We start from the raw sequence: 15,457 nt of genomic DNA, 5'->3' as shown, positions 1-15,457 counted from the left end.
TTAAATTAATGTTTTTTACGATAGATTCGTATCGCAATGAGTACAATTAAAGACATGAGCGATAGCCACACAACATATGGCCAATATGGTGGATAATACGTTAATTCGACAGTCTGTTTTCCTTGTTTTAAAGGAATCCCGACAAAAGCATAGTTCATTTTTTCAACCGCTACTTTTTTGCCATTGATTTTGGCACGCCACCCTTTATCATATGGAATCGATGTCACGAGCACATCCCCTTGCTCTGCGGTCACATCGCCAAACGCTTTCCCGTTATCCCAACTCATATTTGCTGTATTTGTACGGTGCAATGCTTGATCCAACGCCGTATAATCTTCCCCATAAATCGCCAAATTCTTTATCTGATAATGTCCTTTTGGCAGCGTCATTCTCACTTTTGAGCTCGCATCAATAGCAATCGTTACATCGTTAAAGCCTGTTCGATAAATAGAATTTGATTTTTTGCGTGTTGTTTTATAGTCATTGACTTGTAATGTAAAACCTGTTTTATGTTGAATTCCTTCTATATTCATTTGAACGTAGAGTGTTTTAATATGCTGCGGTATATCAAGTGTCAGTTGAACGTGCCCTGTTGCTTCATCAATCATCAGCTTGTCTTGTTGCCACATTCCGCCTTCTACAACAGTGTCACGAATAGGAATTTTTGCTACTACTGGTGCTTCCAGTATGCCTGATTCACGAATTGCTCCGTTTAACATCGCGTGTTCCTTTGCTAATGTAGGTGCTTGATTCAGCGCCTGTTCATCATAAATCGTATTCGCCACACGGAAAACCGGCAATAAATTCGTATTTTCATACGCGCGGTAATGAGTGGTTTCCTTTGCGAGATGATAGCCAAATGGTGCCGCTTGATTATCGTTTGCTCGCATGTAAAATTGCACTTGTTCAAGAGCCATTAAATTCGTACGATTACCAAGCGTCCCGTAACGACTAACACTTTCGCGCCCCATATCAATTTGCAAGTCGCGTAAATAAAAATGCAATAAATCGCCATTTAAAATGCTTGAATAAACACTTGTTCCTTTAAAATCTTGTACCATTGGCGTATTATTACGCGTTGGTACAAGCCAATCAATTCGATTGTCGGTAGATGTAAGTTGTTGCTGCATCCAGCGTACAAGATTTTGCTGTTCATGCGTGTAGTAGTTTTCTGAATAAATAAAATCTTCTGTTGCCATACCATCCCCACGCTTCGTTAAACTCGCACTAAAAATATTCGCCTCGATTACTGTAAACAATAAAATACTAATAGCGAGCCATTTTAAAGCCCATTTTCGATAATAGAAAAAGATGAAAAAGGCAAGCCAAATCAATGTGGTGACAATAAGCCCCGTTGATACGCCATAATTTGGCGATAGCCATTTAAAAATAAAAAGTCCTGCAATAAAAAAAAGTGCAACAACAAGCGGCAAACGTTTAAAATGCCAATAACTCGCACTATTTAATGCAACGGCTAACATCGCACCAAAACTTAAAATAATAATGGATTCCCAACGTTGTTGCGGCGCAGAAAACCCGTTAAACATACTGCCAACATAAGGAATGAAATGCGCCACAATACCAATCATCGATACTATCGCAAAGAAGCGGAACAAGCGATGCTGATAAAGTTCTTTTACAAAAAATAACAAAAAGATAAATGCCGGCACCCATAAGACGCGCGGGTCCGTTAAAATATCATCATTAATATAAAAAAGTTTAATTGGATCCTTATAAGGTGGTCTAACATTATTTAAAAAGCTATATGCCGCTGGAATAAATGCGATACTAGCGATGCCAAATGCGAGTAACCCGCCACCTATGTAACGCCAAAGTTGCCCTTTTTTTGTTTGCTCATGCTCGGTAAAATAATAAAACAGGCGTGCTACTGCATAAATGCCACCAATGAGTAACGTCATATACGATAAATAAAAGTTGCTAATCATCACTAACGCAATCGCTACGACAAAGAGCAATGACGATTCCTTGCGAATAATTTTTTCAATTCCTAATAATAGTAGCGGTACCCAAAACAACGAGTCTGTTAAAATATCCCAATAAATTTCATGGCGGAAAAAGAATGGGCTTAATGCGTAAAAAACTGCCCCAACATACGCCCCTTTTGGCATATTTGTTATTTTGCGTAAAAATAAAAAGGCAACGTAGCATACCGCCGTTTGCTTCACAATGCTCATTGGAATAACAAGTGCTGCCCAATAGCCAAAATCAGGCGTAAATGAGAACAATTGACTTGCAAGCCATGTCATAAGCACCCATGGTAAGAAAAATAAGTTCGTTGTAAAATAATAGGCTAGCGAACTAAAAAAGTCGCCACCTAAGCCAAAATCAGTAGCATAAAAAAAATCGCCTGCCGTATATTTATCATAAATAAATTGTTTGAATGGTAGCATTTGTGATAATCCATCATTGATGCCCTTCATGACAATGCCTTGTTGCCATGCAATGATAAAAAATAAATGCGCCATGATAGAAAAAACCATCATACTCAATAGCACGATGACTACAGCGCCCTTACGTTTTTGAAACACGAATAATCCTCCTCGTCACAACAAAAGTAATTGGCACGCTAATGATTACCGTTGCAATCGGTGCAAAATAAGGCGATAAATGGAGCCAATCGACAAAGAGATAGATGCACACCGTTTGGATAACAATATTCGTTAACTGCGTCAATGGAAATAATAAAAATGATTTCCATGATGGTTTCTCGCTATACGTAAAATAAACATTCATAAAATAGGAACCAATCATACTAATAATCGTTGCCGCAATATGACTCACCAAATAGGGCCATCCTATAAGCGAATAAAACAGCACATACCATCCATAGTAATGTGCTGTATTCACAACGCCGACGATAATAAATTTTATATATTCATTTCGTGTATTCATTGTTAACTACTCTTTTTCTGTTTTAGTTGAAGTTTTCGCGGTTCAAAATTGACAATTTTTAACGAGCGATTGACATTGGCCTCGCCAACAATATAATGAGGACGGCGTTTTACTTCATTATAAATATGACCAATATACTCCCCAATAACGCCGAGGCTAACGAGTTGTAACCCCCCAAGAATGAGCACCGCAGAAATGGTTGTAAAGTATCCGGGTACTTCAATACCTTGAATAAAAATACTACCAAGCATGACAGCAATATATGCTACGCCACCTAACATGAATAGAATACCTAAATATAGACAGATTCGTAGCGGTTTTGTATTAAATGATAAGACACCATCAATAGCATATGACAATAACATCCCAAAGGACCATTTTGTCTCCCCATGCTGACGTTCAACATTTTTATAATAAATATTTTTCTTTGATAGACCAATCCATTCAAACAAACCTTTTGAAAAACGATTATTTTCACTTAATGATAGCAATGCTTCGACAGCTTTGCGACTTAATAATCGGAAGTCCCCAGCACCATTTTCCAATTCAACAGAGCTCATTTTATTAATTAGACGATAAAATAAATTTGTAATGCCTCGATGAACCGCACTTTCACCTTGGCGATCTCGGCAAGCAATAACTTGGTGATAGCCTGCTTCGTAGCCAGCTATCATATCCCGTATAAGCGTAGGTGGATGCTGTAAATCACTGTCCATTAACATGACAGCATCTCCTTCTGCATGTTGCAACCCCGCATAAATTGCCGCTTCCTTACCAAAGTTCCGTGAAAATGAAATATACTTCACATGACAATCTCTTGCTTGCACTTCTTTAATTTTCGCTAACGTATGATCTGCACTTCCGTCATCAATGTAAATGATTTCGTAATCGTACGGCATTTGCTGCACTTCTTTGTAAATCGCTTCGTAAATTTTCGGCACATTCTCTTCTTCATTGAACGCCGGTAAAATAAACGAAATCGTTGACATGATTATGTCCCCCTTTAGTAAGAATCTAGTATACCTTTGCCTAAAAAGCTCATTTTTAAACTTTCTCTAAATTCCGATAATAAAAATATTTGTAGTTCCTTTCAAGTAAATAAACGTTACCTACACAATCCCACCTTACCATTTTTGCCATCATTTACCTTTCATTCCTATATATATCACGTTTTAAATAAAAAAAAGTTCCATCATTTATGACGGAACATCATATATTTACTATTCAATGGCGTTTGTCAAAACAAGCGTTAAATCATCCACTGGTATTGCTGGCGAAAAATAATAGCCTTGCACAACATCCACACAAAGCTTCGAAATTTCTTGTAGTTGCGCACTCGTTTCAATGCCTTCTACAACAATTGCAATTTTTAACACATGTGCCAAATCTACAATTGATTTTAAAATTTCTTTCGTAATTAAACACTCTGCAATATTTTCACTAAAGGCCTTATCAATTTTAATACTTGTAATAATAGGTCCTAACTCTTTCAAATAAAAAATATTTGAATAACCTGTTCCAAAATCATCAAGTGCAATCGACACTTGGCGTTCTGCAATCACTTGTAATATTTCTTTCATTTGTTCTAAATTTTTTGCCTTATGTATTTCTGTAATTTCGATTTCCAATTGCTGTGGTGCAATGTTCGTTATTTTGATGATCTCATTTAGCAATGTAATGAAATTTTCATCGATATATTTAGGGGAAATGTTTACCGCAACTTTTAAATGTTGGCCTTTTTGTTGAAAATCTTTAATTTGTTTAGCAGCCGTTAAAAAAATCCATTCATTCAGTGCTGGCATTAATGCAAGCTCTTCCGCAAACTGTAATATTTTGTCTGGAGAAATAAAGCCATAATCTTCATCATACCAACGTAATAAAGCTTCTACACTATCGATTGTTCCCGTTTGTAGATTCACCTGGGGCTGATAATATAACATTAAGTCATTTTGGATAATCGCTTTCGCTAACCTACTTTTTAATTCTGTCTTTTCATGTAACGTGATTTTCATATTACTTTCAAACATACTAACATGATTTATGTTCGCATTTTTAACTGCAATTTTAGCTAAGTGAATTAATTCTTGTGCGTTGTTAGCGTGTATATCATAAATCGCTACGCCTATTTTCAATTCGTATATATTGCACTTACCAGCTACGCCAATATCGCTAAATGTTCGTAAAATTTGTTGAAGCAATTCACAATAGTGCGCTTGTGACGACAATAATAAAAATCGCATGCCATCATACCGAAACAATTGACCTTTATTGCCCGTAATCGTTGTTACAACTTGCATGAAATTTTTTATACATTCATTACCTAACTCATACCCATAATAATCATTGATTTCTTTTAGATTAGAAAACTCAATCATCATATACGTATCAAACTGTTTATTCTCTTGAGAAAATCGATAAATTTCAGTTAATTTCTCATCCGTTTCTAACGGATTTTTCTCTTCTTTCTCTACTTTTTCTAAATAACTTGAATGCATTTACTGAACCTCCCTACAATACATGAAACACATGACTTTAATACTAGGTAGTGCCATTTACTAATAATTCTAGCGGTCTTTATAAGAGAAAAAAGTAACTTATATTTATATAAAGTTACCTTCATATAAAACTGTAACATATTTATTATATCTATTTTTTATTTTTTTGTGTTATTATTTTACTATTCATTTATATTTTTTATAGATAATTCGTAGTTTCATCAGAAATATAATCACGTTTCACCTACCAATTATACTATTTTTCATTTGCCTAAAGGGACTTTAAGGGGTTTTTCTTATGATTTCAAGTTTAATCATTAATTTGTGCATTGCTTTTACACTATCTTATTTACTAATAAGTATAACATTTAGAAAAATAGCTACAACGCATCGCTATATATATGCTGGGATTGGCTGGAGTCTCGTGAGTATTGTGTTAATGGAATTTCATGTGCAATTAACGACGACGGTATTTATGGATTTACGACATTTGCCATTCATTATACTTTGTCTATATTATGATAGAAAAAGTTTATTTATCATTACACCGTTAGTAGCATTTTCACGATTTTTATTTGGCATAAATGATAGTTCTATCATTGCCTTTTATGGTACTTGGATACTTGGATTATTTTTATATTTTGTGATGCCTTACGTAACAAAATATATTGAAAATCAACTATTAAAATTACTAATCATCAATTTTTTAAGCAGCCTATTAGTGTGCGGTATTTTATGTGTTAATTTATATGCGTATAACGCCGAAACACTGACAATTGTAAAAAGTGTCACTGTTTTTTTAATTGGTAATTTATTGGCAAGCATCTTATTTTCGTTGCTTATTCAAGATGTCATTAGCACCTTTACTAAAAAAACAAAATATTTACATGACAGTCTTACAGATTCTCTAACAGGTCTTAAAAATTATCGTTTTTGGGAGATGTACACGACGCAGTTAAAGCGCAAAACTTTATTGGTTCATCCGCTTTGCTGTGTCATGATCGACTTGGATTTTTTCAAAAAAATTAATGATACATATGGTCATGATTATGGTGATACGGTCTTAAAAAAGTTTAGTTATTTATTAAAAGAACACGCTCAACAAAATAATATTGAATTATATTGCCGCGTTGGTGGCGAAGAATTTGCGTTGTTAACGACAAATAAATCATCTGAAGAAATATTACAATTTTTAAATCAGTTATCGCAAGAACTTGGCGACATTAAATTTATTAATAATTTGCATCTCACTTGTTCTATTGGCGTTTGTTTTTCGTCATCTGAAAATAACGACATTAATACGTTGAAGATGACTGCTGATATGGCTTTATATGCAAGCAAACGTAATGGCCGAAATCAAATTTCTGTTTACTACGTATAACAAGGTCAACTACATGCGGATATTCTTTTAATATATTTTCAAACAAAATTAAACCATCTTTTTCCGGTATAATGCCGAAAGAAGATGGTTTAATTTCGATTGCTTCATACATATTCTTAAATTGCTGGTTCAAGCCCAAACCATTTTTCCATAAACTTTACAGAAATAATCCAATAAATTCTTTTTTCGCCATCACGCTGATATCGTTTAACCATTTTCTCGTCTAACGCACGTTCAATGATCACTTTATTCGATAATTTTTGATTCAATTTATAATCCGTAATTTGCCATCGGTCTACCGCTTCTCTAAACGTTAAATACCGATCAATTCCCATATCCATTTACCCCTTTCCCCAACTAGATTTATACACATAATTAGGATTTTAATGCAGCGTCAACAGCATCTGTTACTTGTTTAAAAATCTGCCGATTACCAACTACATCCACGATATCGGTATGTGCTAAATCTTTTTCTAACGACTTTGTAATACCTGTCAGCATAACTGTAATATTATTTTCGATTGCATAAGTAATCATTTCTTTAAATGTTGCTTCTGCTGACAAATCAATGAACGGAACTTTGTTCATTTTAAGAATCACCACTTTGGGTTGTTCTTTATAAACCGTTAGAAGCTGCTTTTCTAGCTTCTGTGTGGCTAAGAAAAACAATGGACCTTCTAATGTTAAAATGCTAATTTTAGCATCATTGCGAAGTTGCGTTAACATTTCTGCTGATAGTTTATCATCATCTGTTTCATGATGAGGTAACATTTTGGAAACCGTTAAAGCATTCCCCATTCTTTTAGCAAATAATAAAATCCCTAAACCGATTCCAACCGCTACGGCAGTCGTTAAACTTGTAAATACCGTCAGTAAAAAAGTCGTTACTAAGACGATTGTTTCACTATCTTTACGTTTTGCAATTCGGAAAAATTGTTTTTGTTCACTCATATTCCACGCGACAATCATCAAAATGGGCGCCATACTTGCAAGTGGAATAAGCGCTGCATACGGCGCAAATACGACTAATACAAGCAACACAAAGACACTGTGCACAATACCAGATATTGGAGACACTGCACCGCTTCTTATATTGGTGGCAGTTCGAGCAATCGCACCTGTTGCCGGTATTCCTCCAAAGAGCGGCGTTACGATATTTGCAACACCTTGACCAAATAACTCTCGATTACTATGATGTTTTGTTTTCGTCATTTCATCTGCGACAACCGCTGATAAAAGAGATTCAATAGCACCTAATAACGCAATGACAATGGCCGGCCCTATTAAGCGTTGTAGACGCTCCATTGTTATTTCTGGGACATGAAAACTTGGTAATTCACTAGAAATTTCTCCATAAACGCTACCAATAGTAGGCAATTGGTTTTCAAAAAATAATACGACAACAATTGTTGAGATGAGAATCCCTGCAAGTGTAGATGGAATTTTTGGAGCATATTTTGAAATTATAATAATTATCGCGAAGCTTAATAATGCAATGCACACATTCAATAAATTTGTACTCGTGATATGGTGCAAAATTTCTGCTACATTGTCGACAACTTGTTCATGTTTTTTTAAATCTGTTAATCCTAAAAAGTTTGGAATTTGTCCAATAAAAATAATTACAGCGATACCTGTTGTGAAGCCTAAGATGACGGGTTTAGGTATAAATTTAATTAAGTTGCCTAATTTGAAAAAGCTCATAATGCAGAGCAAAATACCCGCAAGTAGCCCCGCTAATAATAAATCCGCATAACCATATACTAGTACAATACCTAATAATACCGGGACAAATGCGCCAGTCGGTCCACCAATTTGATATTTAGAACCGCCAAATAATGCAATCATTATTCCAGCGATACATGCCGTGTAAATACCGTATTCAGGCTTAACTCCTGAAGCAATCGCAAAAGACATGGCTAAAGGAATAGCGACAATACCAACGATAATCCCTGCTAAACTATCTTGTTGTAATTTTTTAAAAGAATAATTATGAAAACGATTTAGAAAAAATTTATTCATTGTGATGAGCTCTTTTCTTGTTCATCAAACCCTTCTAACATCGACATCGTATTGATAAGATGATTATTAAAAATTTCCTTTGCTACAAGCAATAAATCCGCAATCATTGGATCACTCAAAGAATATACGACAAATTTTCCTTTTTTCGTTCCCGTCACAATGTTTTTAGAACGCAAAATACTTAATTGTTGCGAGACACTCGACCCTTCTTTATTTACTAGTTCACGAATCTCATTGACGTTTTTTTCACCTTCTGAAAGAATTTCTAAAATTCTAATGCGCAAAGGATGCGCTAATGCTTTAAAAAAGTCTGTTTTAAATTGATGTACGTCATTTCCCAATTCATCACCTCATTAACATATTCAAATATTTGAATATGTTAATTATAAGCAATGCGCCTACAAAGTCAAGTTGTCCTATTAGCCGATTTTTCTTCATCAATGAGGGGTTATTTCAGACAACCTTCTATAATATTTGCTATATTGAAAAGACCATTAAAAGAAAGTTTGAGGTATTTCGTATGAATTTTGCATTGGCACTTATTGTCTTTCTAATTATCATGCTATCTCTCGCGTATTATATCTACGTTTTAATCCGCCGAGCACTGCATGTCTTTTTCCCACAAAAAAGCGTCAAACGTCTGCGTATTACAGCGATTATTTTAGCCATTCTTGTCATGGTGCCAACATTTAACTTCTTTAGCTCCTGGCTTATTATTGTCTTGCACATTGCGTCATTCGCGATTGTTTGCGACATCTTATATTTACTAACACGCAAATGGCTTCCAAAAAAAGTAGCAACACTGCATCATATTACGCTCATTCCACTTCTCGCAACGGCTTGTATAATTAGCTATGGTTACTACAATATTCATCACCCTATAAAAACAACCTATACGATTGAAACGTCAAAAGCGATTCCTGCAGTTGGTTATAAAATTGCCTTCATTTCGGATTTGCATACGGGCCTAACACTATATCGTAAAGGACTTGAAAAATATGCCCGCGAAATCGAGCAGCAAAAGCCTGATATCGTCTTACTCGGTGGCGACCTCGTTGATGAGCATACAACGTTAGATGAATTGCAGATGGCATTTGATGTACTTGGCACGATTGATAGTCGCTTCGGCACGTATTTTGTCTATGGCAATCACGATGAATCGAATTATACGAACGATAAAAATTATTCAAAAAAACAACTTGACGCTGCGATAACACGTAATAATATTCATATTTTAGATGATACTGTTACGCCAATCGATAAGCACTTTACGTTGATTGGTCGCCGTGATTTATCGCTCGCACCGCGTAAAAGTGCTGCTGAACTAATGAAAAAAGTTGATAAAACTGATTTTTCACTTATGCTAGATCACCAGCCTGTTGAAACAACTGAAAACAATCAATTAGGCGTCGATTTAATGATGTCTGGGCATACGCATGCGGGACAAATTTGGCCTGCTGGATATGTTATTGAGTTAATGGGGAACGTGAGCTATGGTGAAAAGAAATGGTCAAATATGCAACAAATCGTTTCCTCTGGTATTGCCGGGTGGGGATATCCAATACGCACTGAACATCATTCTGAATATGTCATCGTCACCGTTAAACCACAATAAAGAGGCTGGAATAATTCCAGCCTCTTTTATCATCTTCAAGCCTATTCATAAAATGGTTAAACCTTGTCTTTAAATGGATTTGCTAAACGTGCTGGCATTCTTGTAACACGTTTTTTCGCTACGTCGTAAAAACAACCTTTTTGTATGCCGGTACAATGAATACGGTCGCCACTAGAAATTTCAAACGCCATCTCCCAACTAGAGCCACCAACTGCTGTCATCCAGCAACGCCCAATCGGATGGTCATAAATCGTCACGGGCTCCTTATAAGCTGCCTCTGTGTTCATAATGATTGGCGAAATTTGTTCTTCCATTAATTCTTTATATGGAAAATTAGCATCCAAATAAGCCATACGCAAATCTTCAAACCAACGAATGTAAACAATATTACTCACAATACCCATCGCATCAATATCATATACATTTACACGAAAATCAAGTTCAGCTACTAATGTTTTTTTCATCATATCCTCCTCGTACAACATCTGATTAACGCAGAAAACGACCTATTTTAAATTATCGTAAAATGACGATAATTCTTGGCCAATCACAAACATAGTTTATCATAATTTTTTCATACAAGTCATTTTATACATAGCTAATTATGTTTACGTGTAAACATGTATATTATTAAACAAAAGAGGTTAGGGAATATCTCCCTAACCTCTCATATATAACTTATTTTACTGTTTCAGCTTCTAATGCTTCAATCGCTGCCGTCACTTGTTCTTCTGAAAGATTGTGACGCACGATATAACGGTTGCGCTCATGTTTTGTACATTCGATTGTACAACCACCTAAGTGCTTCGCTTCATTTTCTGCTGATGCTAAAATTTGTTTATTACATTCTGGATTTGCACAGTTAATGTAACGTTCACAAGGTGTATCATCAAAATGATCTCGTCCAATCACAACATGCTCAACATGATTGATTGGAACCGTTAAACGCTCATCAAACACATACATTTGGCCATCCCAAAGTTGGCCTTTTGTTGTTTCATCTTTCCCATATGTTGCAACGCCACCGTGAAGTTGACCAACGTCACCAAAACCTTCACGCTTCATCCAACCTGAGAATTTTTCACAACGAATACCGCCTGTGCAATACGTTAACACGTTTTTACCTTCAAATAAATGACGATTTTCGCGTACCCACTCAGGTGTATCACGGAAAGTCTCAACATCTGGACGAATTGCCCCGCGGAAATGCCCCACATCATATTCATATGTGTTACGCACATCAAGTACGACTGTATCTTCTCGTTTCATTTCTTCTAAAAAGTCTTCTGGTGATAAATGACGACCTGTTAATTCAAGCGGATTTACATCTTCGCCTAATCCTAAGTTTACAAGTTCAGGACGAGGACGCACGTGCATTTTTTTGAATGCATGTGTTTCTGATTCGTCAATTTTGAAAACAATACCATTAAATACTGGATCTGCTTTCATCATTTCCATATAAGCATCTGTTTGTTCAACTGTACCTGAAACTGTACCGTTGATTCCTTCTGTTGCAACTAAAATACGACCTTTTAAGCCGATTTCTTTACAAGCTGCTAAATGTTGTTGTGAGAATGCCGCAGGATCCTCAATTGTTGTGTAATGATAATACAATAAAACGCGATAATTCATAAAATTTCTTCCACCTATCTGATATATTTGCAGGATATAATTAGGTATTAAGTACTGCACAGTGATTTTCTTAAAAAATGCACTGTATTACTAATTTTACGTCTTTTAACGCAGAAAAGCAAAGAAAAAAAGGCGAATCTATCTTTTTTTCACGCACAGTGAGAAAAAATCGTACAAAAATCAAGAACTAGCAAGTATCATACATAATTTAAAATGCCAGTAGTCTTTTTTATTTAAAAACTAAATATTTTTTTACATCTTTTTACTCTTACTGAATTTACTGCTTGAATGATAGAATTTTATTATATTTGGTAATTTTTAGAGAAGAGGGGTTCTATTATGAAAAAATGGGTTGGAACAGCGCTACTTGCTACAGCGCTTGTCACATCAACAATTGCGCCGTTCAGTGTGGACACAACAGCGCAAGCAGCTACTAAAAATCAAACATCTGTGCAATATAAAGCACTAAAAACAACAGCTATTTATGATTCTACAGCGTTAAATACAGTAGCGGTTAAAGTTCCTAAAGGACAATACATACACGTTGTCAAAACCTTAAAAATCAAAGGTACGACATACTACAAAGTTAAATTTACAAATTACAATGCCGATTTGGAAGATTTATTATGGGGCGAACAAGATGATACACGCGTCTATTCGGGTTATGTAAAAGCAAGTCATTTCAAAGGTGTTACACATACATATGGCGCCTATAAAAAACTAAATGATAATCGTGATTACAGTATTGTTCCGCAATACTTCGCAACGAAAAACTATAACTTGCGCGAAGATTATCGCTTTGGCACTGTGCAAAGCGAAAACAATGTAGTTGCGAAAGGTGAACGTCTTATTATTTTAGGAAAACGTATAATTGATGGAAAAACATATGTAAAAGTAAGCGATGCAGCATACCATGCTTACATTGGCTACATTCCGGAAACATTATTGAAAAAAGTATCAATTAATTCTACTAAAACATACAGCAAAAATATCCAAAAAACACCTTATGTGACAGCCAGTGAAACAGAAGTCTTCACAAGTTATGGTCCTTCTATCGATTTAGACTATACAACAGACCCGTTAGAAAGAGGAGCTGTTGTTTATATGCAAAAAGAAGTGACGTATAAAGGGAAAGTATATGTGTATATAAAAATTAAAGATTCACATGAATATGGCTGGGTGCGTGGCTATAAATTAGTAAAGAAATAAATATTTCGGCGTTTAATTAACATAAGAAACGAATTCGTTTAATGTTACTAACTATCGATAAATGTTGAATAGCTGTGGTTTGGCTATTACGCGAGACTTCATAAAGCTCTTTTCGTTTCCAATTATGCAATGTTTCCTCTATTAATGAAACGTAAAAATCCGTGCTAGCCATATGTGCTGACACGGATTTTTATTATGAATAAACTAACGATAGACAAGTCCACCATCTGTAATAATCGCTTGCCCCGTAATATAATCTGCTTTGTCCGATGCAAGGAAGGTTACAAGATTCCCTACATCTTCTGGAATTTGGTAACGACCTAGTGAAATACCTTCTGAAAATTTTTCAAAAGCTTCACCAATTTGCAGTGTACCTTCACTATGACGAACCATTTCTTTATCAATACGATCCCACATTTTCGTTTTTGCCACGCCTGGACAATAGGCGTTAACTGTAATATCATGTTTTGCTAATTCTTTTGAGGAGGCGTGCGTAAATGAACGTACTGCATGTTTAGAAGCTGAATAAGTTGATAACATCTCATATGATTCATGACCCGCAATACTACATGCATTAATAATTTTTCCTTTTGTCCCTTGCTTGATAAATTGCTGGGCCGCTGCTTGTGTACCGAAAACAACGCCATTCACATTAATCGCAAAGACTCGATTTAATTCTGTTTCATCAATTTCTAAAAAAGGTGTAACCGCATCAATACCCGCATTATTGACGAAAACATCAAGTTGTCCAAATGCTTCTACTGCTCTTTCGACGACATGAAATTGATCTGCACGTTTTGCTACATCTCCTGCTACCCCGATAACATCAGCGCCTTGTTCTTGTAATTCTTTAACTGTTTTATTCAATAACGCTTCACTAATATCATGTAAAACAACGCGAAAGCCATCTTGAATAAGTTGTTCTGCAATCCCTCTACCTAGCCCTCCAGCAGAACCCGTAATAATAGCAACTTTTGACATTTAAATGCCTCCTTTCATTTAAAAGATTAATTTATAAGGATTTTCTAAATTCTCACAAATCGTTTGTAAAAACTCACCAGCCGGCGCACCATCTACAACTTGATGATCAAATGTTAAGCTTAGTGGTAATTCTTGCTGTTCTTTCACTTTACCTTTTTTATTAAAGACTAACTTCGCGGTCATTGCGCCAACACCTAAAATACCGACTTCTGGTGTATTTAAAATCGGTGTAAAATATTCCACGCCAGCCTGTCCAAGATTCGAAATTGTAAATGTTGAACCACTTAATAACTCACTACTAAGCGTATTATTACGTGCTCCTGCTGTTACATTTTGCAAATTCTCTGCTAGCTCTGTTAGCGATTGATTTGTAGCATCGCGCATCACAGGCACAATCAGTCCCGCGTCTACTGCGACTGCCATGCCAAGATGAATCACTTCTTGCTTAATATGTTCACCGTTTGCATAGGCTGCATTCATTTCAGGATGCTCCTTCAATGCAAGTACAACTGCACGCGCCAGCAGTACATTAATGCTAAGTGCTGCCTTGCCATCCTCGCCTAATTTTTTCTTCATTTTCTCGCGGAATTTCATGAGCGCCGTCATATTCGCTTTACGATGTAACGTTACTTGTGCTGTCTCATGAAGACTTGCATGCATCCGTTTTGCAATGACTTTACGCATACCACTTAATCCCTCGCCCGCATTCATCGTAGCCTGAGTTGGTGCTGCGACAGTTGGCACATAGTTTTCGACGTCACGACGCGTAATACGCCCATTCCCACCGGTGCCAGGAATTTGCGTATAGTCATAGCCTCGCTCTGCTGCAATTTTACGTGCAATTGGCGTAATGAAAATGCGCACACCTTCTTTTCGTGCTGGTGCTTGTGCCGACTTCGTAACTTCTGGCGCGTGTTCTTTCTCTATAGGAGCAGCTGCTTCTTCTATGCTCGGCATCTGCTCGCCTGCTTCACCAATATAGCCAATCGGCTCCTTACATAATTGTTCTCCTGCTTCTTCAGTCACAATTTGGAGAACCCCCGCCTCTGGTGCTTCGACATCATGCGTTAATTTCTCCGAGCTAATTGTCGCGATGACCTCACCTTTTTCAACGGAATCTCCTGGTTGTTTATACCATGTATCAACAGTACCTTCTGTCATTGTTAAGCCAAGTTTTGGCATTAAAATTGCTGTTGCCATACGATCACC

At 36.1% G+C, this 15,457-nt stretch carries 14 protein-coding genes; 3 read left to right on the top strand and 11 right to left on the bottom strand.

What is annotated here, in order from left to right:
• Window positions 1-5: 5 nt before the first annotated feature.
• The 4 genes from V514_RS0113100 to V514_RS0113085 all read right to left on the bottom strand — a co-directional run bounded on the left by V514_RS0113100 (window position 6) and on the right by V514_RS0113085 (window position 5,408).
• Window positions 6-2,549, bottom strand: a complete 2,544-nt coding sequence (locus V514_RS0113100) for a YfhO family protein (protein WP_029500376.1) — start codon at window positions 2,547-2,549, stop codon at window positions 6-8.
• The gene (locus V514_RS0113095; RefSeq protein WP_029500375.1) at window positions 2,533-2,913 is read right to left on the bottom strand and encodes a GtrA family protein; all 381 of its coding nucleotides are present in this window, start codon (window positions 2,911-2,913) and stop codon (window positions 2,533-2,535) included. The genes V514_RS0113100 and V514_RS0113095 overlap by 17 nt, the downstream gene beginning before the upstream one ends.
• Before the next feature lie 2 nt (window positions 2,914-2,915).
• Window positions 2,916-3,902, bottom strand: coding sequence for a glycosyltransferase family 2 protein (locus tag V514_RS0113090; protein ID WP_029500374.1), 987 nt, complete (start codon window positions 3,900-3,902; stop codon window positions 2,916-2,918).
• A 231-nt stretch (window positions 3,903-4,133) separates the two neighbouring features.
• Complete coding sequence (locus tag V514_RS0113085) at window positions 4,134-5,408, bottom strand: GGDEF domain-containing phosphodiesterase (protein ID WP_029500373.1); 1,275 nt, start codon at window positions 5,406-5,408, stop codon at window positions 4,134-4,136.
• Between the two features lie 298 nt (window positions 5,409-5,706).
• Between V514_RS0113085 and V514_RS0113080 the strand changes: the two genes are divergently transcribed.
• Complete coding sequence (locus tag V514_RS0113080) at window positions 5,707-6,789, top strand: GGDEF domain-containing protein (RefSeq protein ID WP_029500372.1); 1,083 nt, start codon at window positions 5,707-5,709, stop codon at window positions 6,787-6,789.
• A 116-nt stretch (window positions 6,790-6,905) separates the two neighbouring features.
• On the opposite strand, the gene V514_RS0113075 is transcribed toward V514_RS0113080, so the two are convergent.
• The 3 genes from V514_RS0113075 to V514_RS0113065 are packed head-to-tail and all read right to left on the bottom strand — an operon-like array spanning window position 6,906 to window position 9,152.
• Window positions 6,906-7,124, bottom strand: a complete 219-nt coding sequence (locus tag V514_RS0113075; RefSeq protein WP_029500371.1) for a hypothetical protein — start codon at window positions 7,122-7,124, stop codon at window positions 6,906-6,908.
• A gap of 40 nt (window positions 7,125-7,164) precedes the next feature.
• The gene (locus tag V514_RS0113070; RefSeq protein ID WP_029500370.1) at window positions 7,165-8,811 is read right to left on the bottom strand and encodes a SulP family inorganic anion transporter; all 1,647 of its coding nucleotides are present in this window, start codon (window positions 8,809-8,811) and stop codon (window positions 7,165-7,167) included.
• Window positions 8,808-9,152 carry an ArsR/SmtB family transcription factor gene (locus V514_RS0113065; protein WP_029500369.1) on the bottom strand — a complete coding sequence of 115 codons (345 nt, stop codon included), beginning with the start codon at window positions 9,150-9,152 and terminating at the stop codon, window positions 8,808-8,810. The genes V514_RS0113070 and V514_RS0113065 overlap by 4 nt, the downstream gene beginning before the upstream one ends.
• A gap of 179 nt (window positions 9,153-9,331) precedes the next feature.
• On the opposite strand from V514_RS0113065, the gene V514_RS0113060 reads away from it, so the two are divergent.
• Window positions 9,332-10,426: a metallophosphoesterase gene (locus V514_RS0113060; protein ID WP_029500368.1), complete on the top strand. Its 1,095-nt coding sequence runs from the start codon at window positions 9,332-9,334 to the stop codon at window positions 10,424-10,426.
• 56 nt (window positions 10,427-10,482) lie between these two features.
• Here V514_RS0113060 and V514_RS0113055 read toward each other — a convergent pair whose 3' ends face one another.
• Both V514_RS0113055 and trhO read right to left on the bottom strand, forming a co-directional pair.
• Window positions 10,483-10,893, bottom strand: a complete 411-nt coding sequence (locus tag V514_RS0113055) for an acyl-CoA thioesterase (protein ID WP_029500367.1) — start codon at window positions 10,891-10,893, stop codon at window positions 10,483-10,485.
• 211 nt (window positions 10,894-11,104) lie between these two features.
• Entirely contained in the window at window positions 11,105-12,058 is a 954-nt protein-coding gene (gene trhO, locus V514_RS0113050; RefSeq protein WP_029500366.1) for an oxygen-dependent tRNA uridine(34) hydroxylase TrhO, read from the bottom strand.
• Window positions 12,059-12,397: 339 nt separating this feature from the next.
• Here trhO and V514_RS0113045 point away from each other — a divergent pair, with 339 nt between their 5' ends.
• Entirely contained in the window at window positions 12,398-13,267 is an 870-nt protein-coding gene (locus V514_RS0113045; protein WP_029500365.1) for a hypothetical protein, read from the top strand.
• A gap of 204 nt (window positions 13,268-13,471) precedes the next feature.
• Here V514_RS0113045 and V514_RS0113040 read toward each other — a convergent pair whose 3' ends face one another.
• Window positions 13,472-14,248 (bottom strand): acetoin reductase, encoded by a 777-nt coding sequence (locus V514_RS0113040; RefSeq protein ID WP_029500364.1) that lies wholly within the window; start codon window positions 14,246-14,248, stop codon window positions 13,472-13,474.
• A gap of 18 nt (window positions 14,249-14,266) precedes the next feature.
• Complete coding sequence (locus V514_RS0113035) at window positions 14,267-15,448, bottom strand: dihydrolipoamide acetyltransferase family protein (protein WP_029500363.1); 1,182 nt, start codon at window positions 15,446-15,448, stop codon at window positions 14,267-14,269.
• Window positions 15,449-15,457 lie beyond the last annotated feature (9 nt).

It is taken from the genome of Kurthia huakuii LAM0618, assembly GCF_000505545.1.
Classification (GTDB): Bacteria; Bacillota; Bacilli; order Bacillales_A; family Planococcaceae; genus Kurthia; species Kurthia huakuii.
This window is presented reverse-complemented; position numbering and strand designations above follow the sequence as displayed.

Bases quoted from the DNA above. Each gene is read 5' to 3' on its own strand.
- V514_RS0113095 (WP_029500375.1), bottom strand. From the start codon at position 2,913: ATGAATACACGAAATGAATATATAAAATTTATTATCGTCGGCGTTGTG.
- V514_RS0113090 (WP_029500374.1), bottom strand. From the start codon at position 3,902: ATGTCAACGATTTCGTTTATTTTACCGGCGTTCAATGAAGAAGAGAAT.
- V514_RS0113085 (WP_029500373.1), bottom strand. From the start codon at position 5,408: ATGCATTCAAGTTATTTAGAAAAAGTAGAGAAAGAAGAGAAAAATCCG.
- V514_RS0113080 (WP_029500372.1), top strand. From the start codon at position 5,707: ATGATTTCAAGTTTAATCATTAATTTGTGCATTGCTTTTACACTATCT.
- V514_RS0113075 (WP_029500371.1), bottom strand. From the start codon at position 7,124: ATGGGAATTGATCGGTATTTAACGTTTAGAGAAGCGGTAGACCGATGG.
- V514_RS0113070 (WP_029500370.1), bottom strand. From the start codon at position 8,811: ATGAATAAATTTTTTCTAAATCGTTTTCATAATTATTCTTTTAAAAAA.
- V514_RS0113060 (WP_029500368.1), top strand. From the start codon at position 9,332: ATGAATTTTGCATTGGCACTTATTGTCTTTCTAATTATCATGCTATCT.
- V514_RS0113055 (WP_029500367.1), bottom strand. From the start codon at position 10,893: ATGATGAAAAAAACATTAGTAGCTGAACTTGATTTTCGTGTAAATGTA.
- trhO (WP_029500366.1), bottom strand. From the start codon at position 12,058: ATGAATTATCGCGTTTTATTGTATTATCATTACACAACAATTGAGGAT.
- V514_RS0113045 (WP_029500365.1), top strand. From the start codon at position 12,398: ATGAAAAAATGGGTTGGAACAGCGCTACTTGCTACAGCGCTTGTCACA.
- V514_RS0113040 (WP_029500364.1), bottom strand. From the start codon at position 14,248: ATGTCAAAAGTTGCTATTATTACGGGTTCTGCTGGAGGGCTAGGTAGA.
- V514_RS0113035 (WP_029500363.1), bottom strand. From the start codon at position 15,448: ATGGCAACAGCAATTTTAATGCCAAAACTTGGCTTAACAATGACAGAA.